The sequence below is a fragment of the Nocardia abscessus NBRC 100374 genome (genome assembly GCF_000308455.1).
In the GTDB taxonomy this organism is placed as follows: Bacteria; Actinomycetota; Actinomycetes; order Mycobacteriales; family Mycobacteriaceae; genus Nocardia; species Nocardia abscessus.
In genome coordinates this window covers 39836-62860 of record NZ_BAFP01000052.1, presented here as the reverse complement: position 1 = coordinate 62860, position 23025 = coordinate 39836, and the positions used below count along the sequence as shown (strand labels likewise).

At 68.6% G+C, this 23025-nt stretch carries 22 protein-coding genes; 10 read left to right on the top strand and 12 right to left on the bottom strand.

The window, feature by feature from the left end; genetic code table 11:
* Positions 1–11: 11 nt before the first annotated feature.
* Positions 12–1568: a GAF domain-containing sensor histidine kinase gene (locus ON19_RS10740; RefSeq protein ID WP_051168720.1), complete on the top strand. Its 1557-nt coding sequence runs from the start codon at positions 12–14 to the stop codon at positions 1566–1568.
* Between the two features lie 3 nt (positions 1569–1571).
* On the opposite strand, the gene ON19_RS10735 is transcribed toward ON19_RS10740, so the two are convergent.
* The gene (locus ON19_RS10735) at positions 1572–2348 is read right to left on the bottom strand and encodes a sigma 54 modulation/S30EA ribosomal C-terminal domain-containing protein (protein ID WP_043689633.1); all 777 of its coding nucleotides are present in this window, start codon (positions 2346–2348) and stop codon (positions 1572–1574) included.
* A gap of 115 nt (positions 2349–2463) precedes the next feature.
* On the bottom strand, positions 2464–3606 hold the full coding sequence (locus ON19_RS10730; RefSeq protein ID WP_043689693.1) for a beta-ketoacyl synthase N-terminal-like domain-containing protein: 1143 nt from the start codon (positions 3604–3606) through the stop codon (positions 2464–2466).
* A 278-nt stretch (positions 3607–3884) separates the two neighbouring features.
* Here ON19_RS10730 and ON19_RS10725 point away from each other — a divergent pair, with 278 nt between their 5' ends.
* From ON19_RS10725 to ON19_RS10715, 3 genes are all read left to right on the top strand, one after another.
* Positions 3885–5234 carry a diguanylate cyclase domain-containing protein gene (locus ON19_RS10725; RefSeq protein WP_043689632.1) on the top strand — a complete coding sequence of 450 codons (1350 nt, stop codon included), beginning with the start codon at positions 3885–3887 and terminating at the stop codon, positions 5232–5234.
* Between the two features lie 13 nt (positions 5235–5247).
* Positions 5248–5607, top strand: a complete 360-nt coding sequence (locus tag ON19_RS10720) for an antibiotic biosynthesis monooxygenase family protein (protein ID WP_051168719.1) — start codon at positions 5248–5250, stop codon at positions 5605–5607.
* Positions 5608–5691: 84 nt separating this feature from the next.
* Positions 5692–7989, top strand: coding sequence for a HelD family protein (locus ON19_RS10715; RefSeq protein ID WP_372478700.1), 2298 nt, complete (start codon positions 5692–5694; stop codon positions 7987–7989).
* An 86-nt stretch (positions 7990–8075) separates the two neighbouring features.
* Here the strand turns inward: ON19_RS10715 and ON19_RS10710 are convergent, their stop codons facing one another.
* From ON19_RS10710 to ON19_RS10700, 3 genes are all read right to left on the bottom strand, one after another.
* Entirely contained in the window at positions 8076–8528 is a 453-nt protein-coding gene (locus ON19_RS10710; protein ID WP_043689630.1) for a universal stress protein, read from the bottom strand.
* Positions 8529–9025: 497 nt separating this feature from the next.
* Positions 9026–9439: a DoxX family protein gene (locus tag ON19_RS10705; RefSeq protein WP_043689627.1), complete on the bottom strand. Its 414-nt coding sequence runs from the start codon at positions 9437–9439 to the stop codon at positions 9026–9028.
* 28 nt (positions 9440–9467) lie between these two features.
* On the bottom strand, positions 9468–10370 hold the full coding sequence (locus ON19_RS10700; RefSeq protein WP_083899276.1) for a helix-turn-helix domain-containing protein: 903 nt from the start codon (positions 10368–10370) through the stop codon (positions 9468–9470).
* Positions 10371–10422: 52 nt separating this feature from the next.
* Between ON19_RS10700 and ON19_RS10695 the strand changes: the two genes are divergently transcribed.
* Positions 10423–10893, top strand: coding sequence for a VOC family protein (locus ON19_RS10695; RefSeq protein WP_043689625.1), 471 nt, complete (start codon positions 10423–10425; stop codon positions 10891–10893).
* Between the two features lie 62 nt (positions 10894–10955).
* Here the strand turns inward: ON19_RS10695 and uvrB are convergent, their stop codons facing one another.
* Positions 10956–13145: an excinuclease ABC subunit UvrB gene (gene uvrB / locus ON19_RS10690; RefSeq protein WP_043689622.1), complete on the bottom strand. Its 2190-nt coding sequence runs from the start codon at positions 13143–13145 to the stop codon at positions 10956–10958.
* 235 nt (positions 13146–13380) lie between these two features.
* Here uvrB and ON19_RS10685 point away from each other — a divergent pair, with 235 nt between their 5' ends.
* Positions 13381–13905 (top strand): ribonuclease FAU-1 family protein, encoded by a 525-nt coding sequence (locus ON19_RS10685; protein ID WP_043689619.1) that lies wholly within the window; start codon positions 13381–13383, stop codon positions 13903–13905.
* A 311-nt stretch (positions 13906–14216) separates the two neighbouring features.
* On the opposite strand, the gene coaE is transcribed toward ON19_RS10685, so the two are convergent.
* The gene (coaE, locus tag ON19_RS10680; protein ID WP_043689616.1) at positions 14217–15428 is read right to left on the bottom strand and encodes a dephospho-CoA kinase; all 1212 of its coding nucleotides are present in this window, start codon (positions 15426–15428) and stop codon (positions 14217–14219) included.
* A gap of 1179 nt (positions 15429–16607) precedes the next feature.
* The gene (locus ON19_RS10670; RefSeq protein ID WP_043689685.1) at positions 16608–16940 is read right to left on the bottom strand and encodes a hypothetical protein; all 333 of its coding nucleotides are present in this window, start codon (positions 16938–16940) and stop codon (positions 16608–16610) included.
* A gap of 85 nt (positions 16941–17025) precedes the next feature.
* On the opposite strand from ON19_RS10670, the gene ON19_RS10665 reads away from it, so the two are divergent.
* Positions 17026–17622 carry a TetR/AcrR family transcriptional regulator gene (locus ON19_RS10665; RefSeq protein ID WP_043689610.1) on the top strand — a complete coding sequence of 199 codons (597 nt, stop codon included), beginning with the start codon at positions 17026–17028 and terminating at the stop codon, positions 17620–17622.
* A gap of 61 nt (positions 17623–17683) precedes the next feature.
* On the opposite strand, the gene ON19_RS10660 is transcribed toward ON19_RS10665, so the two are convergent.
* The gene (locus ON19_RS10660) at positions 17684–18385 is read right to left on the bottom strand and encodes a TetR/AcrR family transcriptional regulator (RefSeq protein WP_043689607.1); all 702 of its coding nucleotides are present in this window, start codon (positions 18383–18385) and stop codon (positions 17684–17686) included.
* 86 nt (positions 18386–18471) lie between these two features.
* Between ON19_RS10660 and ON19_RS10655 the strand changes: the two genes are divergently transcribed.
* Positions 18472–19149 carry an NAD(P)-dependent oxidoreductase gene (locus ON19_RS10655; protein WP_043689605.1) on the top strand — a complete coding sequence of 226 codons (678 nt, stop codon included), beginning with the start codon at positions 18472–18474 and terminating at the stop codon, positions 19147–19149.
* A gap of 158 nt (positions 19150–19307) precedes the next feature.
* Complete coding sequence (locus tag ON19_RS10650) at positions 19308–19838, top strand: hypothetical protein (RefSeq protein WP_043689603.1); 531 nt, start codon at positions 19308–19310, stop codon at positions 19836–19838.
* Between the two features lie 70 nt (positions 19839–19908).
* On the opposite strand, the gene rpsA is transcribed toward ON19_RS10650, so the two are convergent.
* On the bottom strand, positions 19909–21375 hold the full coding sequence (rpsA, locus tag ON19_RS10645; RefSeq protein WP_043689602.1) for a 30S ribosomal protein S1: 1467 nt from the start codon (positions 21373–21375) through the stop codon (positions 19909–19911).
* Positions 21376–21616: 241 nt separating this feature from the next.
* On the opposite strand from rpsA, the gene ON19_RS10640 reads away from it, so the two are divergent.
* Entirely contained in the window at positions 21617–22468 is an 852-nt protein-coding gene (locus tag ON19_RS10640; RefSeq protein WP_043689600.1) for a class I SAM-dependent methyltransferase, read from the top strand.
* On the opposite strand, the gene ON19_RS10635 is transcribed toward ON19_RS10640, so the two are convergent.
* Positions 22446–22754: a hypothetical protein gene (locus ON19_RS10635; RefSeq protein WP_157229650.1), complete on the bottom strand. Its 309-nt coding sequence runs from the start codon at positions 22752–22754 to the stop codon at positions 22446–22448. The genes ON19_RS10640 and ON19_RS10635 overlap by 23 nt on opposite strands.
* 101 nt (positions 22755–22855) lie before the next feature.
* Complete coding sequence (locus ON19_RS42830) at positions 22856–23014, bottom strand: type II toxin-antitoxin system antitoxin (protein WP_168434213.1); 159 nt, start codon at positions 23012–23014, stop codon at positions 22856–22858.
* Positions 23015–23025 lie beyond the last annotated feature (11 nt).

Below are 23025 nucleotides of genomic sequence, written 5' to 3'. Positions count from 1 at the left end.
CCGACTTCTTCATGACGGACGTCACCCCCGCCCTCACGTCAACGGTGCTCGACACCCTGCGCGCCCTCGTGCGCGCGGCCACCCGCTTGGTCGACGCCCGCTACGGCGCGCTGGGCGTCCGCGGACACGATCATCAGCTGGTCGAATTCATCTTCCAGGGCGTCGACGACACGATGCCCGCCCATATCGGCCGGTCTCCCGAGGGACAAGGCGTGCTCGGGCTCCTCTTCCTGCACCCGGAACCGATCCGGCTGGTCGATCTGTCGAAACATCCCGCTTCCGTGGGCTTTCCGCCCAACCATCCACGGATGGGCAGTTTCCTCGGCGTCCCGGTGCGGATCGGCGAGGAGATCTTCGGCAATCTCTACCTCACCGAGAAGGCGGGCGGGCAACCGTTCACCGACGACGACGAGGCCATCGTGCTGGCGCTGGCCGCCGCGGCGGGCATCGCCATCGAGAACGCCAGGCTGTACGAATCCGCTCGAACCAGGCAGGCGTGGATCGAAGCCACCCGGGACATCGCGACCGAGTTCCTCGCGGGCACGGCGCCGGACCTGGTGCTCGCGCAGGTGGTCGCGCGCGCCCGCGCGCTGACCGGCTCGCAGCAGGCGTTGCTGGCCGTGGTCGCGCCCGCGACGCCGCCCGACGAAGCCACCGAACTCGTTGTGGCGCAATGGTTCGGTCCCGGCCCGGGTCCGGAGCGGGTACAAATTTCCGGCACCGCCACCGGCACGGCGTTCACCGAGCGTGCGCCGGTGCAGGTGACCGACGCCGGAGCGGTCGATCTCGGCGCTCCGGTCGGCTCGGCGGGGCCCGCGCTAGTGCTGCCGTTGCAGACCGCGGATCTCGTGCTCGGCGTGCTGATCGTCGTCCGCCCACCCGGCAGTGCCCCGTATTCCGGCGAACTGATCGAGCTGACCGCCGCGTTCACCGATCAGGCGGCGCTGGCCATGCAACTGGCCGAGACCCAGCGCAGGATGCGTGAACTCGACGTCCTCGCCGACCGCGACCGCATCGCGCGCGATCTGCACGACCATGTCGTGCAACGACTGTTCGCGGTCGGGCTCGGGCTGCGGGCCACCGCGGCCCGCACCGACGATCCGGAAGTGCGGCAACGGCTTTCGGCGGAGATGGACGGTCTGCAGGAGGTCGTGCAGGAGATCCGCACGTCGATCTTCGACCTGCACGGCGGCGACCCGCTGCGGCGGCGGCTCGAGGACGCGATCCGCCAGCAGACGGCCGACGGCGCGTTCCGGACCAGCGTGCGGTTCTCCGGACCGCTGTCGGTCGTGGGCGACGCGCTCGCGGACCACGCGGAAGCCGTGGTGCGCGAATCGGTGAGCAACGCGGTGCGCCATTCCGGCGGGAACCGGCTCGCCGTCGAGATCACCGTCGGCGACGAGCTGACCGTTCTCGTCGAGGACAACGGCAAGGGCATGCCCGCGGACGTGGTGCCGAGCGGACTGGCCAACCTCGCGCAGCGCGCGAACATGTCCGACGGCCACTGCACGGTGCGGCCGGCCGAGAACGGCGGCACCAGGGTGCACTGGTCCGTACCGCTGGCCTAGCGATCAGACGGGCGCCACCAGGGCCAGATCGCCGTCGTGCCGCCGGTACAGCAGCTCGCCACGGCCGCTGTCCGGGGCGGTGCAGAACAGGAATGGCAAGCCTTTGCGGCACAACACGTTCGCCGCCTCGGCCGAGTCCAGGCACGCGGCCGGTTCGGCGTCGACGACGATCGGCGAGGTGCCCTGGACCATCTCCGGCGACCGGATCGGCGGATAGGTCGCCCACTGGCGGATGAGTCGCACGCCCGGCGCCGCCCAGTGCACCACCGCGTCCTCACCGGTGTCGGCGTCGGTGAACAGATGCGCCTCGTAGTCCATCGCATCCAGGACCGCGACCGCGTCGGCGGGCGTGCAGGTGGTGAGGCCGACCTGCTTGCGGCGGACGATCGGACGCGGCTCGCCGACCCAGGCCAGCGGGGGGCGGGCCGGATCCGGCCAGGTCCGCGGTTGTCCCGCGGCCAGGCGGGCCAGCCTGCGGTCCAGGCGCTCGGCGGCGAAGGTCACCGCGAATCCGCGTGGCCCGGTGACCTGGACCCGGATGACGAGGTCCCGGTTGCGGACATCGACCTGCACCACCGTGGGCCGCTCCGCGTCGGGCGGTGCGGTGAGACGCACCCGGGCTGGCGCGTCGAGATGGTGCCTGCGCAGGACGCGACCGATGGCTCGCACCGCCCGCGTCACGTCGATGGCGCCCACGTCTCCGCACGTGGTCACCGCCACTTCCGGGTCCGCGGCCGTCGTCCAATGTTCCGCCGCGAATCGCAGCTCCGAGGTGACCATCTGTATTGCCCCGCCTTCCAGATCGATCCGTTCGCACTCCCATGCCAGCACCGCGCTGGTGTGGCGAACAGGGCCGAAAGTCCCCTGCGGCGAAAAGAACTGTGGTAGGCCCGATTCAGGCGGCCCCGAGCACCACGACGGAGTTGTTGCCGCCCATGCCGAGGGAGAGCTTCGCGGTAATACCGCCCTCGAACGCCGCGGGGCCGTCCAGCAGCCGTGGATGCGCCGGCGCGACGATCGGCGCGGCGGGCACGATGCCGCGGTCGTAGCCCAGGGCGGCCGCCGCCACCTCGACGGCGGCCGCCGCACCTTGGCAGTGGCCCACCAGCGGTTTCAACGCGTAGATGTGCGGGCGATCGTCGAACAGGTGCTCCAGCAGATGGTGTTCGGCCACATCGCACTGCCGCGTTCCGGTGCCGTGCGCGTTGTAATAACTCACGTCCGCGGCGGCGACCCCGGCGCTGGCGAGCGCGCGCCGGACGCAGTCGAGGATCTGCTCGTGCGTCGGGTCCACCGAAACCACGTGGTAGGCGTCGTTGGACATGGCGCCGCCGAGTACCGCTGCATAGGGCCGCTCGGCCGCACGGGTGAGGACGAACGCCACCGACGCCTCGCCCATGCTGAACCCGCGGCTGCCCTCCTGGAAGGGCCTGCACGCGTCCATCGGTTCGGCGTCCGCCACCGCGGCGCCGAGCCGGACGAAGTGTTCGAGCATTTCCGGGGTGGCGGACAGGTCGGTCGCGACGAAGATCACGTCGTCGGCCATGCCCGCGTCCAGCCAGAGCTTCGCGGTGATCAGCGCGACGTTGGCCGAACTGCACGCGGCGGAGACGTTCATGGCCGGACCGTGGAAGCCGAATTCCTGCATCAGCATCGACACCGGCGTGGACGGCAGCAGCCGCAGGTAATCCCTGGACCGGCGGTAGCCCTCGTCGGCGAGGTAGAACTCGCGCCAGTCCAGCACGTCGCCGAGCACGATGGCGTGCAGCAAGCCGACCGTGCGGCCGGGCCGCCAGCCGCGGTCCCCGGCATCGGCGACGGCCTCCCGCGCGGCCTCGTGCACGGCGCGCCCGTAACGGCTGGTGCGCAGTTCGGGATCCCCGCCCTCTGGCACCAGCGACACCCACGCGTCCTCGTCGCGGCCCGCCCCGTAGCCGGATTGCAGGGCTGCCGCCGACTTGCCGCTGAGCAAGCCGTCCCACAGCCGCTCACGTCCCCATCCGTAACCGGTGATCGCGCCGATCCCGGCGATGGTCATATGATTCCGATGCCGCGGCGGATCCAATCGCGATCGCGCGGCGGTGTTCGGGTCGGCACCCGGCATGTATCGCTCCTTCGCCGGCTCCCCGGGCCGACCGAGCGGTCTGCCCTATCTCGACGCAGAAACCGGTTCCCCCATGATCCCCGGATCCGACCCGAGAACGTGCCGGTACTGTGATCGAAGCAATGCCGTGGACGATGTGATCTTGTACACGTCGATACCAGAATAATCCCGTGTTCCAATGGCCATAATTGGGTCGATGATCGGGGGTTCGAGTGGGTGACGACAAGCTGGCCGCCGCGGTCGACGCCGCCGAACAGATGGCTGCGCGCTACCGCTCACTCGTCGAACACACCCCGGACGGGATCTGCGTGCACGAGCGCGGCCTGGTCGTCTACGTCAACCCGGCGACCGTCCGGCTGCTCGCCGCCGAGAACGCCGACGAGATCGTCGGCCGTCCGCTGACCGACTTCGTCCACCCCGCGTCCGTCCCCTCGATGCTCGACCGCATCGCCACCCTCACCACCGCGGGCGCGGCCTCGATCCCCGCCGAGATGACGCTGATGCGGGTGGACGGCGGCACCGTCCCCGTGGAGACGGTGTCGGTGCTGACCGCCTGGCACGACCGCCTTGCCTACCAGGTGGTGATCCACGACCTCACCGCCCAGCGCCATGCCGAGGCCGCGCAGCGCCGAGCCGAGCACTACTTCACCACCGTCGTCTCCCAGTTGGAGGAGGGCGTCGTGGTGATCGATCCGGAGGGCCGGATCGAGTCGATGAACCCGGCGGCCAAGCGCATCTTCGGGACCGAGGGCCCCGACGGGCAGGTCATCGGCCGCACCATCCAGTCGCTGCCGCTGGTGCTGCTGGACGCCAACGCCCAGCCGTTGCCGCCGAGCCGCCATCCCGTGGCGCGCACGCTGGCCACGGGCGAGACCATCACCGGCTACATCTTCGGCGTCGACCGGGTGGACGGTCAGCGCCGCTGGTTGTCGGGCAGCAGCCGCCTGCTCAATCCCGGCGACCCGCGCTCGTCGGCGGTGTCCTCCTTCGCCGACATCACCGAATTCCGCGCCAGCAGGAGGCAACTGGAGTACCAGGCCACGCACGACTCGCTCACCGGGCTGGCCAACCGCTCGCTGATCCTGTCGCAGCTGGCCGCCGCACTGGCCAGCACCGAGGAACTGCTGCCGGTGTCCACCGTGCTGTTCATCGATCTCGACGGGTTCAAGGCGATCAACGACACCCTGGGGCACGCCATCGGCGACACCGTGCTGCAGATCGTCGCCCAGCGGCTGCAGCGCGCGCTGCGCGGCGACGACATCGTCGGCAGGCTCGGCGGCGACGAGTTCCTGGTCCTGCTGTCCGGGCGCACCCGCCGCGTCGACATCGAAGCGCTGGTGAGCAGGCTGCGCTCCACCATGGCCGAGCCGATCATCGCGCGCGGGCACCGGATCGAGGTGAACGCCTCGATCGGCGTCACCGAACTCGGTGTCGGCGACCGGCGCAGCCCGGAAGCCGTGCTGCACGACGCGGACCTGGCGATGTACCGAGCGAAGCCGCCCGGGCGCCGCGAAGGCACCGTCACCAAGGGCCGCAGGCCGAACAGCACCCACGCGTCCTGACCCGGAATCGCGCATGATCGTCGAACACGCCCTGCTGCCGGTTCGCCCCGAGCGCGCCGCCGAGTTCGAAGCCGCCTTCGCCGCGGCGCGCCCGATCATCGCGAGCATGCCGGGCTTCCGGTCGCTGTCGCTGTCGCGCGGCGTCGAGTCGCCGGGCAGCTATCTGCTCCGGGTGGAATGGGACGGTCTCGACGATCACGTCGTCGGATTCCGCGGCTCGCCGGACTATCAGCGCTGGAAGGACCTGTTGCACCACTTCTACGACCCGTTCCCGGTGGTGGAGCACTTCACGCCGGTCCCGCTCCCCCTGGACGGCGTCGCGCCGCCCGGGCCCTCACCTGGGGATACGGCGAGCCCTCCGCAACCCCAGTAGACTCGACAACTCTGCTTTCCGCGCGTTCGCCTGCCCGGCCCGGGTAGTGCGCTCGCGCCTGTTCGCGGTGACAAGGAGTTCAGTTTGCCCGACCTCACTCAGGATCGTGCCGCCTACGACGGCACCCCCGAGCGGATCCGCGAGACCGATCAGGAACAGGCGTACCTGTCGGTGCTGTACGAGCGGCTCGACGAGATGCGCGACTACGCGCGCAACCGGTTGCGCACCGTGCTGCTGGAGAACGGCGGCACTCCGCAGGCTCGCAGCGAACGGGAGTCCTTCACCCAGCTCTACTCCGAGGACCTGACGAAATACGATGCCGCGGAGCACGGCCTGTGCTTCGGCCGCATCGACCTCGACGGTGCGCAGGAGGACTACCGCTACATCGGCAGGATCGGGATCCTCGACGAGAAGGACGACTACGAGAGCCTGCTGCTGGACTGGCGCGCCCCGCTGGCGCGGCCGTTCTACCTGGCCACCACCGCGGCGCCGGACGGTGTGACCCGGCGCAGGCACATCCGCTCGCGCAACCGCAAGGTCACCGCGATCAACGACGAGTACCTGGACCTGGAGGCCGCGCGCCGGGCCGGCGTCACCGACACCGACGGTGGTGTCGGCAGCGAGAGCGCGCTGCTGTCGGCGCTCAACGCCGCCCGCACCGGCCACATGAACGACATCGTCGAGACCATCCAGCACGAGCAGGACGCGATCATCCGCTCCGAGCACAAGAGCGTGCTCGTCGTCCAGGGCGGGCCGGGCACCGGCAAGACCGCTGTCGCGCTGCACCGCGCGGCGTACCTGCTCTACACCTACCGCCAGCAGCTGGCCAAGAGCGGCGTGTTGATCATCGGGCCGAACGCCACCTTTCTGGACTACATCGGCCAGGTGCTGCCGTCGCTCGGCGAGACCGGCGTCCTGCTGTCCACCATCGGCGACCTGTACCCGGGCGTGCGGGCGGTCCGGGAGGACTCGCTGCGCGCGGGTGAGCTCAAGGGATCGCTGGCGATACTCGACGTGCTCAAGCAGGCGGTGCGCGACCGCCAGGAGGTGCCCGCCGAGCCGATCCGGCTGAGCTTCGACGGCTATCCGGTCACTCTGGACCGCAAGATCGCCACCAAAGCCCGCGGCCGCGCCCGCTCCTCGCGCAGGCCGCACAACCTGGCCCGGCCGATCTTCGCGAGCTCGGTGATCGACGCGCTGACCGACCAGCTCGCCCAGACCATGGGCGCCGACCTCTCCGGCGGCCCCAGTCTGCTCAGCTCGGCCGACCTCACCGAGATCCGCGACGAGATGCGCGCCGACCGGCAGATCCAGGCCGCGATCGCCGAACTGTGGCCGATCCTGTCTCCGCAGGACGTCCTGGCCGACCTGCTCGCCGACCCGAAGCGGCTGGACCGGGTCGCGAGCTCGCTGGCCCCGGCCGACCGCGCCGAGCTGCTGCGCTCGGACGACGGGCAGTTCAGCCCCGCGGACGCGCCGCTGCTGGACGAGCTGGCCGAACTGCTCGGGGTGGACGACGCCGAAGAACGCGAGCGCGCCCGCCGCCGCTGGCGCGCCCAGATCGCCGAGGCGCAGGACGCTCTCGACATCCTCACCGGCTCCGCGCCCCAGGATCTCGAGGACGAGCTCGACCCGGAGATCCTGATGGCCTACGACCTGATCGACGCCGGCCAGCTGGCCGAACGCCAGCACATTCGCACTCGCCAGACGACCGCCGAGCGCGCGGCGGGCGATCGGACCTGGACCTACGGCCACGTGATCGTGGACGAGGCACAGGAGCTGTCGGAGATGGCGTGGCGCATGGTGATGCGGCGGATCCCGAACCGGTGGGTCACCGTGGTCGGCGATGTCGCGCAGACCGGCGACCCGGCGGGCACCTCGTCGTGGCAGCGGATGCTGGAGCCCTACGTCGCGTCCCGGTGGAAGCTGGCCGAGCTCACCGTCAACTACCGCACGCCCGCCGAGATCATGGACCTCGCGGCCGACGTTCTCGCGGCCATCGACCCGACGGCCACCGCGCCGCGTTCGGTCCGCGAAACCGGCGTCGCGCCGCGCGCCTACCGGGTCGAGCCGGGCGACGTGCACGCCGAGATCGCGCGGCTGGTCGCCACCGAGACGGGGCCGGGTACCACGGCGGTGATCGCGCCGCACGGGCTGATCGCGCGGCTGGCCGACCTCGCGGGTGAGTCGGTGCGGGTCCTGACCGTGCACGAGGTGAAGGGCCTGGAGTTCGACGCGGTCTACCTGGTGGAACCGCAGGACATCCTCGCCGAATCGCCGCGCGGGCTCAACGACCTCTACGTCGCGCTGACCCGGGCCACCCAGCGGCTCGGCGTCGTGCACAGTGCGGATCTGCCCGGCGTGCTCGCCCGGCTGCACTGAAGCGGCTCCGCCACCGGGAACGACGAAAGGCCCCGTCCCGCATCGCGATTCGCGACGGGCACGGAGCCTTTCGGGCTGGACGAGAATCAGCGCACGGTGTGCACGATCAGCACGTCCGAGCGGGACTTGCGCGCCACGTCGGAGGGCACCGACCCGAGCAGCCGTCCGGCCAGGGTGTTCAGGCCCCGGTTGCCGACCACCAGCAGGTCGGCGTCGACCTCTTTCATCAGAGCCAGCAGCGACTCCACCGGCTCGCCGACGATGGCGCGCTCGACGATGTCGGCCGCACCCGCGGCGATCGCCTTGTCCCTGGCGATGCGCAGGATCTCGTTGGTCGGCGCGGAACCGCGTACCTGGTAGGCCTCTTCCTTGAGCACGTCGGCCGCGGCGGCGACATCGCGGTCGTCGGTCGGGTAGTAAGCGCAGGCCACGACCAGGGTCGCGCCAGAGACGCCGGCCAGAGACCCGGCCTTCTCGACGGCGACGTACGACGAGTCCGAGCCATCGGTACCGACGACAATGGTCCGGTAGGCGGTCATTCTCTCCTCCAACTATGCGGTGGGTCCGGTGCTGCGCGCGGTGTCGTCCCCGTTGGACGGGGCGTCGGCGCGGCGACTGGGCTCGACCATAGCGGCAAACGGTACGGAAATTTCAGAAATCGCAAGACATCACACTCGGGGTGTTCCGCCATTCCCGCCGCGGATTCGCCAGGGAATGCCGGAAAGGCCTTATCAACCAGCGCAGACCCAATTCACCGGAACCAAACCTGTGATGTGCCACAACCGCGTCGAACAGTGTTGCAACCCTGGGATATTCGTCACAGAGCCAGGTCTGTCACAGGAAGGTCGGCCCGCCCAGCGGGGTGAATCACGAGCCGTGACGGGCCGATCGGGCCCGGATCGGCCTGCCGCTACGGCCACTGCCGGTAGTTTGCCCAGAATATGCCGAGAATCGCTCCGATGATGTCCATGGCTTCCTCTTCCTGCAGTAAAAGGACGCGGCAATATTAGCGCGCGATCCGGACTCCGCGGATGGACTAGAGGTCGAAAAGCGGCCCGGTGATGGTCAATCCGAGTTCGTCCACGTGTGCGAAGAACGCGAACAGCATCAGGGCGGCACCGCTCAAGGCGAGGTCTTTGTTGAACTGGATCATCTCGCCCTGCTTGCCCTGCGGGTCGCTCTCCTGCCAGAACCGGTGCATCACGACGGCGGTCGACAGCAGCGTGATCGCCAGCAGCAGCGAACCGAGGTCGGCCCAGACACCCAGCAGCACGCTCAGGCCGCCGAGGCCGAACAGCACGCCCGAGGCGAGTACCGACGCCTTCGCCATCGGGATGCCTTTGCTCTGCGCATACCCCGCCATCGCCTCGGTCCGGGTGAAATGCCCGAGGGCGGAAGTCAGGAACAGCACCGCGAACAACACCCGTCCGATCAACACCACGATATCCATGTCCGGCTCCTCGTCGGCTGTCCGGCAATTAACCTTGCGTCGGCATGACCTTGGCAGTGACCTCGTTGCGGAAATGTAGCGAATTCTTGGCGTATTCCAGGGGTGCCATACCCACTTCCGCGGTGAACTCACGCGAGAAGTGCGCTTGGTCGAAATAGCCCAGTTCCGCGGCCAACGCGGCGAGATCGTCGATGCGGCCTTTCGCGAGCAGATCCGCGCCGTCCTGCAACCGGTAGCGCCGCAGCACCCATTTCGGCCCGGCGCCGACGTACCGGCGGAACATGCGCTGCAGCGTGCGGGCGGGCACATCGAACCGCTCGGCGATTTGATCGACCCTGGTGAGCTCTTGATCCGTGGCCATCGCCTCGACAATGCGCAGCACCAGCCGGTAGGTCGGGTCCGCGGCCGCAGGGCGGTCCGCGAGGTACTCCTCGACGACGCCGCGGCGCTGCTCGACCGTCGGCGCGTCGAGCACCCGCTCGGTCAGGCCGGCGGCGTCGGGCAGCACGTCGGCGATGGGCACGGCGCGGTCGCGCAACGAGCCGACATCGAGGCCGGTGAACGCGCCGAAGCCGCCCGCACGGAAACGGATGCCGAATGTCTCGCCGAGCCCGCTGAGTTCGCGGATGAACTTCGTGGTGGTCACGCCGTTGACGAATCCGCCGGTGCGCGCGCCGGATCGTTCGAAGGTGACGTTCACGCTCGGGTAGGACAGCACCTCCGCCCGGTACGGCGGCCTGCCGCGAAGATCCCAGCGCACCGCCCAGTACCACTCGACATAGCGGTCCACCGCCCGGCCCGGCGGCAACCGGACCAGCGAACGGTGCTTTGCCTGTTCGTCCGGATGCAGGATCCCTTTGGTGTCGGTGGGCGCCTGCGGATTGCGAGCATGCGGCGGCTCGCCGGACGACGATTCGGCGCTACCGGGCACGGTGTCGCTTTCTTACAAGACCCATCGGCCGCCACGGGCGAGAGTTGTGGTCATGACGAACACAGTGAATCCCATTGCCGACGGCTACCACTCGATCACGTGTTTTCTCGCGGTGGGCGACGGGAACAAGGCCATCGAGTTCTACACCGCCGTCTTCGGCGCCGAGGTGATCAGCCGCAACGATCTGCCCGACGGCCAGCCCGCGCACGCCGAGTTGAAGATCGGCGACTCGACCCTGCAGATGGGAATGCCCATCCCGGACAACGGCTTGCTGGCACCGAACGGCGAATGGGTGCACACCTCGATCGTGCACTACTGCCCGGATGTCGACGCGGTCGTGCGCCGCGCCGTCGATCACGGCGCCCGCAACGTCGAGGAGCCGCAGACCTTCGTGACCGGCGACCGCTTCGGCGTCGTGATCGATCCGTTCGGCCACCGCTGGGCGGTGCTCACCAAGGTCGAGGACGTGCCGCGCGAGGAGGCCGAGCGCCGTGTGAACGAATGGATGGCGACCCAGTCGTGACACTCCGGCTGCCTCCGCGGTGACCCGGCTCCCGGTCCGCGGAGGCAGCGCCGAAGCGGCGCTCAACTCAATCCGGCGGCGTCCATGCCGCGCAGTTCCTTCTTCAGGTCCGCGATCTCGTCGCGCAACCGCCCGGCGAGCTCGAACTGCAACTCACGGGCCGCGTTCATCATCTGCGCGGTGAGTTCTTTGACGAGATCGGCGAGTTCGGCACGGGGCATCGACTTGACGTCGCGGCCCTCGTACACGCCCGCGCTCACCGCGCGGCCGGGCTCGCCTTGCGCGCGCCTGCCGCGGCTGGCATTGCGGCCGGAGCCGCCGATCTCCACCTCGGTCTCGTCGGCCTCCCGGTACACCTGGTCGAGGATGTCGGCGATCTTCTTGCGCAGCGGCTGCGGATCGATGCCCATCTCTTCGTTGTAGGCGACCTGTTTCGCGCGGCGGCGCTCGGTCTCGTCGATGGCGAACTGCATGGAGTCGGTGACCTTGTCCGCGTACATGTGCACTTCGCCGGAGACGTTGCGCGCCGCGCGGCCGATCGTCTGGATCAGCGCGGTGGTGCTGCGCAGGAATCCTTCCTTGTCCGCGTCGAGGATCGCCACCAGCGACACCTCGGGCAGGTCGAGCCCCTCACGCAGCAGGTTGATGCCCACCAGCACGTCGTACTCGCCGAGCCGAAGCTGCCGCAGCAACTCGACGCGGCGCAAAGTGTCGATCTCGGAGTGCAGATAGCGCACCCGCACCCCCAACCCGAGCAGGTAATCGGTGAGGTCCTCGGACATCTTCTTCGTCAGCGTGGTGACCAGGACGCGCTCGTCGCGCTCGGTACGCCCCCTGATCTCATGAATCAGATCATCGATCTGGCCCTTCGTCGGCTTCACCACGACCTTGGGATCGACCAATCCGGTCGGCCGGATCACCTGCTCGACCACCTCGCCGCCGGTCTGCCCGAGCTCGTACGGACCGGGCGTGGCCGACAGGTAGACCGTCTGCCCGATGCGATCGGCGAATTCCTCCCAGGTCAGCGGGCGGTTGTCCACGGCGGACGGCAACCGGAAGCCGTATTCCACCAGGTTCCGCTTGCGGGACATGTCGCCTTCGTACATGCCTCCGATCTGCGGGACGGTGTTGTGCGACTCGTCGATGACGAGCAGAAAGTCTTCCGGGAAGTAGTCCAGCAGCGTCGCCGGCGCCGAGCCGGCCGGGCGGCCGTCGATGTGGCGCGAGTAGTTCTCGATGCCGGAGCAGAACCCGACCTGGCGGATCATCTCCAGGTCGTACTGGGTGCGCATGCGCAGCCGCTGCGCCTCCAGCAGCTTGCCCTGGCGTTCCAGCTCGGCCAGCCGCTCCTCCAGCTCGGCTTCGATGTCGCGCACCGCGCGCTCCATCCGATCCGGCCCCGCCACATAGTGAGTGGCGGGGAAGATCCGCAGCATGTCGACCTGGCGGACCACGTCGCCGGTGAGCGGGTGCAGGTAGTACAGCGCCTCGATCTCGTCGCCGAAGAACTCGATGCGGACGGCGAGCTCCTCGTAGGACGGGATGATCTCCACGGTGTCACCGCGCACCCGGAAGGAGCCGCGGGTGAACGCCATGTCGTTGCGGGTGTACTGCACGTCGACCAGCAGCCGCAGCAGCGCGTCCCGATCGAGCTCGCTGCCCACCTGCAGCTGCACCGACCGGTCGAGATACGACTGCGGCGTGCCGAGGCCGTAGATGCACGACACCGAGGCGACCACCACCACGTCGCGCCGGGACAGCAGGCTGGAGGTCGCCGAATGGCGCAGGCGCTCGACGTCGTCGTTGATCGAGCTGTCCTTCTCGATGTAGGTGTCGGTCTGGGCGATGTACGCCTCGGGTTGGTAGTAGTCGTAGTAGGAGACGAAGTACTCGACGGCGTTGTTCGGCAGCATCTCGCGCAGCTCGTTGGCCAGCTGGGCGGCGAGGGTCTTGTTCGGCGCCATCACCAGCGTCGGCCGCTGCAGCCGCTCGATCAGCCAGGCCGTGGTGGCCGACTTGCCCGTGCCGGTGGCACCGAGCAGCACCACATCGCGCTCCCCCGCTGTGATCCTGCGCTCCAGCTCGGCGATCGCGGCCGGCTGGTCGCCCGCCGGCTGGTGGTCGCTGACCACCTCGAACCGGCCGCCGACGCGCTCGATCTCGCCGACCGGACGGAACTCCGAGTGCGCGAGCGGCTGCTCGGCCGCCCTCTCCTCGAAGCCCTCCGCCGGAATCTCGGTTGCGAATGCCATGCTCACCAGCCTAGGCGGAGCCACCGACAGATTCCCGGGGCACGGCGGATGGTCCAGGCCCCGCACCGGCGCACCGGGCCTTCCAGCAGGCCACGGCGGTGCTGGACGGCCTGGCCGGGCACGACCACTGCGTGGAGGACTGGCTCGCCACGCACGGCAGCAACTCACCTGGATGTAGCTCACCGGTTACCGCGCCCGACTCGACGCGTCGGGCGCGACGGTAGATTCTTGATGCATGACGCAGGCACCTACCGTCGACGTGCACCGGCCCAAAGTCGAGTACTTCAGCATCGCGGATCTGACGAACACGGATCCGAAAGGCTTCGTGCGCCCGGTCGAGAAGTACCGCGTCGAGCCGTGGGGCCTGTACATGGCGCGCACCTCGGATCATCCGCAATTCCACTACATCGAGTCCTGGTTGCTGCCGAAGCTGCACCTGCGGGCGACCATCTTCCACTACTTGCCCGCGCATCGGCGCGACCAGGACTACTACCTCGACGTCGGTGACTTCACCGTGGTCGGCCCGAAGAAGTGGAAGGCCGTCGATCACTACCTCGACATCGTCGTGCGCTCCGCGCGCGATACACAACTGCTCGACGTCGACGAACTGATCGCCGCGCACGCCGCCGGACTGATCACTCTCGCCGACGCCGAGGCCGCCGTCCAGCACGCCACCGCCGCCATCGACGGCATCGCCGCCAACGGCCACACCCTCGAGGGCTGGTTGGACACCATGGACATCACGCTGACCTGGCTGTAGCCCCCACCGGTATTCGCCGAACCCTCGACATCGCGCTGCTCCGGTCGGCCACTCGGCACCGCGCGACCGAATCATGGTCGAGCCGCGCGTCGGCGGCCGGTACGACTCGGTGCAGGTGTCCGACGCCGACGGCACCGCCTACCCGAGCGCGCGTGTTCCGCGAGATAGCGACGCCCGAGCGCCTGGAATTCAGCTGGGGAGAGCCGACCGGCGACGGAGGTGTAGCACCGGACGCGTGGTCACGGTGCCTTTCACCGCTACCGGCGACCCAGGAAGGCTAGGGACAGAGCCTCGCGCGCTCGCCCCGACTGCTATGGCGCCGACACGTCCCGCCAGGCCAAGGCCCTCGGGTAGGCGGCGTCGAACCACGGCTCCTTGACATCGAGGTAGGCCGAGGTCGCCTCCGCGCCGGTCAGCCCGGCCGCCTTGGCCTCGCCCTCGCGCTTGACGGCGAGGTACTCCGCGCGTGCGCCGGCGTCGGCGCGCAGCCAGTCCCGCAGCAGCAGCGCGTATTGCTGGCCGGGTGAGCCCTCGACCCGTACGTGCACGTTGGCCAACCGGCCCGGGTCGGCGTTCTGATGGAAACGCTTGACCCACAGTGCGGTATCGATGCCCGCCGGGTCCTGCGGCGTCGGCTTGGGGTTGTCCTGGGTGACTTCCGGCCGCACCGGGAACCCCGCGGCGCCGAGAGCGTCGCGCAGGCCGTCCGCGGCGGCCAGGTCGGCCACCGTGATCTGGAGATCTATCACGTCCTTGGCGGGCAACCCCGGCACCGAGGTGGAGCCGACGTGGTCGATGCGAGACGCGGCAGTGCCGCAGGCCACCCACAGCCGGGCGATCAGCCGCTGCGCCTGCGCGGGCCAGTCGGGATCGGCGGGCACGAGCCGAATCTCCTTGCGGCGCGCGGGCGTCCCGGCCCGCAGGTTGCGCTCGAACGGCACCAAACGCTCGGCCCACAGTCGGCGCACCTCGGCTTCGACCGTGCCGGGCGCGCCACTGTTATCCAGCAACACATCGGCAACAGCTCGCCGCTGTTCATCGGTGGCCTGCGCGGAAATACGCGCTCGCGCATCGGATTCGACCACGCCGCGGAATTCCACCAGACGGCGAATTCGCGTTTCGGCGTCCACGTCGACGATGAGCACGAGATTCATCAACGGCGCGAGACCATTTTCCACCAGTAGCGGAATATCTTGCACGACGATCGCATCCGCGGGGGCGGCGGCGATCAATTCCGCGGTGCGCTTTCCGACGAGCGGATGCGTGATCGAATTCAGTTTGGCGCGTGCCGCGTCGTCACCGAATGCCTTGGCCGCCAACGCGGGCCGATCGAGGCTGCCGTCCGCGGCCAGGATGTCGGACCCGAACGCCGCCACCAGCGCGGCCAGGCCCTCGGTGCCCGGCTCGACGACCTCCCGTGCGATCAGGTCCGAGTCGATGACCACCGCACCGAGGTCGGCGAGTGCCCGAGCCACCGTCGACTTGCCCGCTCCCATGCCTCCGGTGAGGCCGATTCGTAACATTCGACCAGTCTCGCATCCGGGAGCGGCGCGCGCGTCCGGCGCCCCGAGCGCCGCCGGACCGCGTCACTCGCCGCGGGAGCGGTGGCGAATCGGCCGGACAACGGGCAATCCGGTCGATTACCCGATGCGCCCGCGCATTCCACCACTTGCGCACCCTTTTGCCCGATCCGTGACTGCGCCGAGACCGATTCGCAACAATTCCGGATGTTTGCGGTTGTGCGCCGCGCCTTTCCGACACGCCGAAGCAATTACTCGCGCAAAATACTCGGCCGAGCACTTTCGTTCCGCTAATCTTCGCCGTGGCGATCCAGGCCGACACCAGCGATGCAAAGGAACACCATTGGGCACCAGAATCAACCAGACGGGTCGCCACCGCCTGGGCATGGCGGGGCGAGTGCACTGCATTCAGATCCCTGCTGTCGCGGCGGCGCTCGCGGAGCACCGCCGCTCTTGGTTCACCGCGTTCATCAGTCCCGCGCGGCACAGTTTCGCTGCCATGCGGAACCGTCCGGCCGCACCCGCGGTCCGGTGGGTACCTGCTACCGCAAGCTGAACCCGAGTTCGAAGTGGCCCAGCCTCTCGCCAAGGCTGGGCCACTCTTTTGCGCGCCCGGACCCGGATTCGATGCGCCGCAGGGTGATCCATCCGACCCGCAGGTCAATGCGCCCGTAGGCCGATCTCGGACAGCACGGAAATGTAAGTACAGATGCAAGAACGGTCAGCTGGGCTACCGCCGCATGCGCCGGTCACTACAGCAACTACCCGCGAATCCGATCGTCGGCGATTCAGGAAATCCTCGCCTGCGCACCGGTCACAGAACCAGCACCGGCCCCGCCACTCGCAGTATGGAGAAATGCAGCCCGCACTCTCCGATAATTTCCGGCACGTCCGGACCCAGCCGGTGCTGCCGTCGACCCGAACCGACACGCGCATTGATCCCGGACAGAATCGTGCGGACCGGCCGGAAAGCGGTACGGCACGGAACCGCCGATTCACGAATCGACCCGAAAATCGGTGACGGTGATGGCGACGGTATGAGCGGAATCCGGATTCCGCGTGCGCGCACACTGCCGGACATTGCCGATTCTCGACGTGGCGCATTCCCGGCAATCTCGCCCTTCGCCGTCCCGTCGGCCCCCGAGGCAAGGTCAGCATCGAGAGGCCCGGGGCAGGGCTGGATCACGGGGCCGCCGAGTGGAGCTGCCGAGGAGGATTCGGCAGGCCCAAGGCGGTGTTGAGCCGGTAGGCCCCACCCAGGCCGTGGAAGACCGCCATGCTCAGCCCGCCGAGGCCGATGCTCACCGCGCCGACCCATGGATGACTCGACAGGTCGGCCCAGTACGCCATCAGCGCCGTCAGCGTCAGTCCGAGGAATCCGGCAACGGCGTTGCGCACCGGCGCGTTGCCCGTCACGTTCGGGAACTCCTCCCCCAGTACTCCTTTCACGAAGTGCGGAACGGCGTTCACCCCGAGGATTCCGACGAGCAGGGGCAAGGCCACAGTGGACCACATCGGGACCACCTCACTTTCGGTCAACAGTTGTAGACCGAAAGGTACCGCCGTATGGTCGTTGAGTCAACGTACGTAGACTGACTTCATGGATTCCACTCCTAGCCGAGCTCAGCAACGCCGGAACACCGAGGCTCGGATCCTGGCGGCGGCGGGCCGGTTGTTCGCGGAGATCGGCTACGACCGGACGACCATCCGGGCCGTGGCGACGGAGGCGGACACCGATCCCAGCCTGGTGATGCGCTATTTCGGGTCCAAGGAGAATCTGTTCGCGCGCATCGCGGTCTTCGCCGACGACCACCCGGTCACCGGAACGCCGGAGCATGTGGCCGAACTCCTGCTCGACGCGCTCGCCGTCAAGCTCGCGGACCAGCCGGTCAACACGCTGGCGGCGATCCGCTCGATGCTCACCCACCCCGATGCCGCCGCCGAGGTGCGCGCGGCCATGACCGCGCGGCAGCGCGAAGCGGCCGGGCAGCTCGCCGACGACGAGGCGGACCTGCGCGCTGGACTGCTCGGTGCCCTCACCATCGGCGTGGTGATCGGCCGTCATCTGCTCGAGCTCGACGGCCTGCGCGACGCGCCGCCGCAGCGCATCATCGCGTTGTTACGCAATGCCTTTCACGACATCGCCCACGGCCCCGCCGAATCGGAGCCCCTCGCGGCGACACCACAGGCGCGCTAGTTCACCAGTTCCCCGGTATCGCCTCCAGGACCCCAGCATTCGCGCCGCAGTGGCGGCGTGCCTAAAAACCGAGCGAACGAACGAGATCTCGCATCTCGGCGCGGAAAAGCTTTGCCGGATCCAGTGTTTGCGGGCGCAAATGGCCGTACACCTCGAGCGCGATCAGTCCGTGCATCCGGCCCCACATCCGCAGGGCGAGGGCGAGCGCATCGGGAGGCAGATCGGGAAAGTCTGCCCGGACATGCTCGGCCAGGCTCGCATCGAAATCGGACCACCCGCAGTCACCCATTGTCTGCGTGGCCGCGGCCCGTGGCCACGCGGCGGCCGCGAGACCGACCAGACCCGTGCAGGCGCGTAATTCGGCCGCCGCGGCAGGCCCGCCCGGCGGCGGTCGATAGCCGGGCACCGGATCGCCGTAGATGAGGCGGAATTCGGCGGGCCGCTCGACCGCCCAACCGCGCACCGCCTCGGCCCAGGCCACGATGCGACCGGCCGGATCCTGCACCGCGACGGCATCTCGCGCCGCCTCGAGCCGGTCCACCAAGGCGGTGTACACGTCGGAGATGAGCGTGGAGATCAACTCGTCGCGGGTGGCGTAGTAGCCGTAGATCGCGCCGGCCGTCATCCCCATCTCGCGGGCGATGGCGCGCAGCGAGATCGCGTCCGGGCCGCCCCCGGCGAGCAATCGCATGGCGATTGTCTTGATGTCTTCCAGCGCCTGCGCGCGCAAGCGCTCCCGGCGACTCCTGACGATCTCGGCCACGGTTGCGACTCTACAGCGTTGGGCTACTATCACCCGTATTGTTACTGAACGCCGTGTAGTAAATGAACGGCAGATAGGAGCTAGACGTGGACATCGGAGTTTTCGGAGCGACCGGCGTCATCGGTTCGCGGGTCGTCGCCGAAGCACTGCGGCGAGGACACCGGGTCACCGCCTTCACTCGCGACGCGGGACGGTTTCCCGCCGAACGCGGCGACGAGACGTGGGTGGTGGCCGACTGGCTGGACGCCGACAGCATCGCCGCGGCCGTCGCCGGGCTGGACGTGGTCGTGAGCGCGGTGAACGCCGGGCACGGCATCGCCGACACCATCGCCAACGCGGACGATTTCGTCGTGGGCGCGCGGGCGATGGTCGCCGCGCTCGACCGGCGGCCGCGGGTCCGGCTGATCGCGGTGGGCGGGGCGGGCAGCCTGGAGGTCGCACCCGGCGTGCAACTGCTGGATACCGGGGACGAGTTCACCCGCACCCTCACCGATGTGCTCGAGGTCCCGGCGGAATACGCCCGGGTGGTGCGCGCCCTACGCGACGCCTTGGACATCTATCGGTTGTCCAACCGCCATTGGACCTATTTGAGCCCGTCGTCGGGGCGGATCGATCCCGGCGAGCGCACCGGTCGCTTCCGGATCGGCGGCGACCAGCTCTTGCTCGGCGGCGCCGACATCTCCGCCGAGGACGTGGCGGTCGCCCTTCTCGACGAAGCCGAGCAGCCCCGCTTCGTCCAGCGCCGTTTCACCGTCGGGTACTGAGCGGACGCCCGGATGGAAACGGGATCACCGCGCGGTTGTCGGACCGAGGTAGCCACAGGGCGGCGTTTCTGTCGGACCCCTCCGGCACAATAGAACTTGTCGGACGTCGATCTGGTTGCCACGCAAAGTAATCGCAACCCAGAGAGATAGGGGTCACCATGCCCGAGGTTCAAGCTTCGACGTCCGACCGGCCCACCGTCGACCACGAAGAGCTCGTGGCCTTCGCGGCGGAGATCGAGCGGCACCGCACTCTGCTGCGCGGTGCCGTGAAGGACTATCAGTGGCGCGTGGCCCAGCGGGTCGCGCACTTGGCCCCCTCGGAACAGGAGCTGTGGCTGCGGCAGGCGGAGCAGTTCGTCGCATCGCTGATGATCGACCCGATCCGGCACAGCACGCTGGACCTGGACGCCTACCGGGCCATCCGGGACGGCGTACCCGTGCGGTACGACGCAGAACTCCGAAGCTACGTCCTGCGCCGTCCGGAACGGGAACCACTGTTGATCCGCCCCGGCTTGCCGGAGCACCGGCTGGGCGTCATCGCCCGGCTGGCTTCGCTCGGGTTGCGACTCGAGCAGATCCAGGTCGTCGCGCTCACCACGGCTCAGATGCTGGCGCCGAACGAGGCGACACGGCGGCCCGCACCTGCTCCCCGGGTCCAGCGCGGCACCACGAAACCCTCGCGCCACTGAGCCGGCTCATCGAAATGACTGTGCCCCAACCGGAATCCGGTTGGGGCACAGTCGGTCTAGCTATTGCCTATCAGGCGTTGCCGGACAGCTTCTCGCGCAGCGCCGCCAGCTGCGCGTCGCTGGCCAGCGAACCGCCGGCGGACTCGGCCTGGCTGGCGGAGGACTGAGCACCGCTCTCGGAGGAGTAGTTCGACGCGCCGCCGCCGTTCGCGGCCTCGGCCGCGGCGTCGGCCGCCATCTTCTCCATCTGCGCGGTGTGCATCTTGTGGCGACGCTCCGCCTCGGCGTAACGGCCTTCCCACTCCTCGCGCTGCTTGTCGAAGCCCTCGAGCCACTCGTTGGTGTCGGGGTCGAAGCCCTCGGGGAAGATGTAGTTGCCCTGCTCGTCGTAGCTGTCGGCCATGCCGTACTTCGACGGGTCGAACTCGGCGTGGTAGTCCTCGTTGGCCTGCTTGAGGCTCAGCGAGATCCGGCGACGCTCCAGGTCGATGTCGATGACCTTGACCATCGCGTCGTCGCCGACGGTCACGACCTGGTCGGGCACCTCGACGTGGCGCTCGGCCAGCTCGGAGATGTGCACCAGGCCCTCGATGCCCTCCTCGACGCGGACGAACGCGCCGAACGGAACGAGCTTGGTGACCTTGCCCGGCACGATCTGGCCGATCGCGTGGGTGCGGGCGAACTGACGCCACGGGTCTTCCTGGGTCGCCTTGAGCGACAGCGAGACGCGCTCGCGATCCAGATCGACGTCGAGCACCTCGACGGTGACCTCGTTGCCGACCTCGACGACCTCGGACGGGTGGTCGATGTGCTTCCAGGACAGCTCGGAGACGTGCACCAGACCGTCCACGCCGCCCAGGTCGACGAAGGCGCCGAAGTTGACGATCGAGGAGACCACACCCTTGCGGACCTGGCCCTTCTGCAGCTGGTGCAGGAACTCGCTGCGGACCTCGGACTGGGTCTGCTCCAGCCAGGCGCGGCGGGACAGCACCACGTTGTTGCGGTTCTTGTCCAGCTCGATGATCTTGGCCTCGATCTCCTTGCCGACGTACGGCTGGAGATCGCGGACCCGCCGCATCTCGACGAGCGAGGCGGGCAGGAAGCCGCGCAGGCCGATGTCGAGGATCAGGCCGCCCTTGACGACCTCGATGACGGTGCCCTTGACGGCCTCGTCCTTCTCCTTGAGCTCCTCGATGGTGCCCCACGCACGCTCGTACTGCGCCCGCTTCTTCGACAGGATCAGGCGGCCTTCCTTGTCCTCCTTGGTGAGAACAAGAGCCTCGACCTCATCGCCCACGGAAACGACCTCGTTCGGGTCGACGTCGTGCTTGATGGAGAGCTCACGAGAGGGGATGACGCCTTCGGTCTTGTAACCGATGTCGAGCAGGACCTCGTCGCGATCGACCTTGACGATGGTTCCTTCGACGATGTCGCCGTCGTTGAAGTACTTGATCGTGGCGTCGATGGCGGCGAGGAAATCCTCGGCGGAGCCGATGTCGTTGACGGCTACCTGCGGCGAGGTGACGGTGGTGGGCATATGTCGGTTTGCTCCGGACGGATTGTGGTCGGTTGCGGACATTGGAACTTTCGGTACGCTGCGATCTCACCGCGAGGTGTGAAGACGGACACTTAGGAACGTACCGCACGCGACGCGCGTGAAACTCAGCACGGTGTGAACTTCGGTACGGTTGTACGGAAGGCACTCGCGCGTTCAGCGTACGCGACCTCGGTCCGGGCGGGCAAACCGGTCAGGCCGCCACGCCGATAGTCTGATCGGCGTGTCGGAAGATCGCCATGCGCAAGCAAACGCACTGCTCGGAACGTCGGGCATCGCGCGGACCCGGATCGGATCGGCGGCCAGCAGGGTGGCCAGCCGGCGATGGTGGGACGCCGATGCCGCCCAATACCACGAGACGCACGCGGAGTTCCTCGGCGTCGATTCCCCCGGCGGCGAGTTCGTGTGGTGCCCGGAGGGCCTGCACGAGGGCGACATGCGATTCCTCGGTGACGTCACCGGCAAGCTGGTACTGGAGATCGGCTGTGGCTCGGCTCCGTGCGCACGCTGGCTGGCCGGGCAGGGCGCGCGGCCGGTCGGGCTCGACCTGTCGCGCGGGATGCTGGAGCGGGGGCTGGCGGCGATGGCGCGCGGCGGCCCACGGGTGCCGCTGGTGCAGGCGGACGCGGAGTCCCTTCCGTTCGCGGACGCGTCGTTCGATCTGGCCTGTTCGGCGTTCGGCGCTGTGCCGTTCGTCGCCGACTCGGCGCTGGTGATGCGCGAGGTGGCCCGGGTGCTGCGCCCGGGAGGGCGCTGGGTCTTCTCGGTGAACCACCCGATGCGCTGGATCTTCCCGGACGATCCAGGTCCGGCGGGTCTCACCGCCGCCATCCCGTACTTCGACCGGACCCCTTACGTCGAGGTCGACGGCGACGACGTGCCCACCTACGTCGAACACCACCGGACCATCGGCGACCGGGTACGGGAGATCGTCGCGGCGGGACTGGTGGTGGAGGACATCGTCGAACCGGAATGGCCGGAATGGCTCGACCGCGAATGGGGGCAGTGGAGCCCGCTGCGCGGCGAGCTGTTCCCCGGTACGGCGATCTTCGTCACGAGGAAGCCTCGAGCGTGAGGCGATGGTCCTCGACCAGCTCGAGGATGGAGACCTCGTGGCTGACCAGCAGCATCTGCGTCCGCGGCAGCTCGATGAGCTTGCGCAATCCGTCCCGGAAGGCCTCGGCCTCCGCCATGGTGTCGAAATCCAGCTCGACGAGCACGCGGTTCGGGTTGTGCGTGAATCGTGCCACCCGGCAGTTGCGGGCTCCCGCCTCCGCGAAGTATCGCTCGAGACCGTCGAACGCCGGCTTCCACGTCTCATAGTCGCGCACGGTGTCGTCGATGTGCACAATCGTGGTCATCACTTCCCCTTTCGCTGCGGACGGCCGGACATTTGCCGATCTCTTGCAAGTCTTCGCGCCCTGGGGCCGGGGCACCATCTCTGATCGGTATCGAGGTCGCGTCACTGCGACTTCGGTTTACGCCCGGCCTGCTCCAGCGCCAGGCGCAGCGCGTACTCGATCTGGGCGTTGATACTGCGCAGGTCGTCGGCCGCCCACTTCGCGATGGCGTCGTGGACGGCCGGGTCCAGGCGTAGCAGCAGTTTCTTGCGCTCAGCCACGGGGCGCCGCC

Excerpts from the sequence above, each read along its gene's own strand:
- ON19_RS10740 (WP_051168720.1), top strand. The coding sequence starts at position 12 with ATGACGGACGTCACCCCCGCCCTCACGTCAACGGTGCTCGACACCCTG.
- ON19_RS10735 (WP_043689633.1), bottom strand. The coding sequence starts at position 2,348 with ATGGTCACCTCGGAGCTGCGATTCGCGGCGGAACATTGGACGACGGCC.
- ON19_RS10730 (WP_043689693.1), bottom strand. The coding sequence starts at position 3,606 with ATGACCATCGCCGGGATCGGCGCGATCACCGGTTACGGATGGGGACGT.
- ON19_RS10720 (WP_051168719.1), top strand. The coding sequence starts at position 5,248 with ATGATCGTCGAACACGCCCTGCTGCCGGTTCGCCCCGAGCGCGCCGCC.
- ON19_RS10710 (WP_043689630.1), bottom strand. The coding sequence starts at position 8,528 with ATGACCGCCTACCGGACCATTGTCGTCGGTACCGATGGCTCGGACTCG.
- ON19_RS10705 (WP_043689627.1), bottom strand. The coding sequence starts at position 9,439 with ATGGATATCGTGGTGTTGATCGGACGGGTGTTGTTCGCGGTGCTGTTC.
- ON19_RS10695 (WP_043689625.1), top strand. The coding sequence starts at position 10,423 with ATGACGAACACAGTGAATCCCATTGCCGACGGCTACCACTCGATCACG.
- uvrB (WP_043689622.1), bottom strand. The coding sequence starts at position 13,145 with ATGGCATTCGCAACCGAGATTCCGGCGGAGGGCTTCGAGGAGAGGGCG.
- ON19_RS10685 (WP_043689619.1), top strand. The coding sequence starts at position 13,381 with ATGACGCAGGCACCTACCGTCGACGTGCACCGGCCCAAAGTCGAGTAC.
- coaE (WP_043689616.1), bottom strand. The coding sequence starts at position 15,428 with ATGTTACGAATCGGCCTCACCGGAGGCATGGGAGCGGGCAAGTCGACG.
- ON19_RS10670 (WP_043689685.1), bottom strand. The coding sequence starts at position 16,940 with ATGTGGTCCACTGTGGCCTTGCCCCTGCTCGTCGGAATCCTCGGGGTG.
- ON19_RS10665 (WP_043689610.1), top strand. The coding sequence starts at position 17,026 with ATGGATTCCACTCCTAGCCGAGCTCAGCAACGCCGGAACACCGAGGCT.
- ON19_RS10650 (WP_043689603.1), top strand. The coding sequence starts at position 19,308 with ATGCCCGAGGTTCAAGCTTCGACGTCCGACCGGCCCACCGTCGACCAC.
- rpsA (WP_043689602.1), bottom strand. The coding sequence starts at position 21,375 with ATGCCCACCACCGTCACCTCGCCGCAGGTAGCCGTCAACGACATCGGC.
- ON19_RS10635 (WP_157229650.1), bottom strand. The coding sequence starts at position 22,754 with ATGACCACGATTGTGCACATCGACGACACCGTGCGCGACTATGAGACG.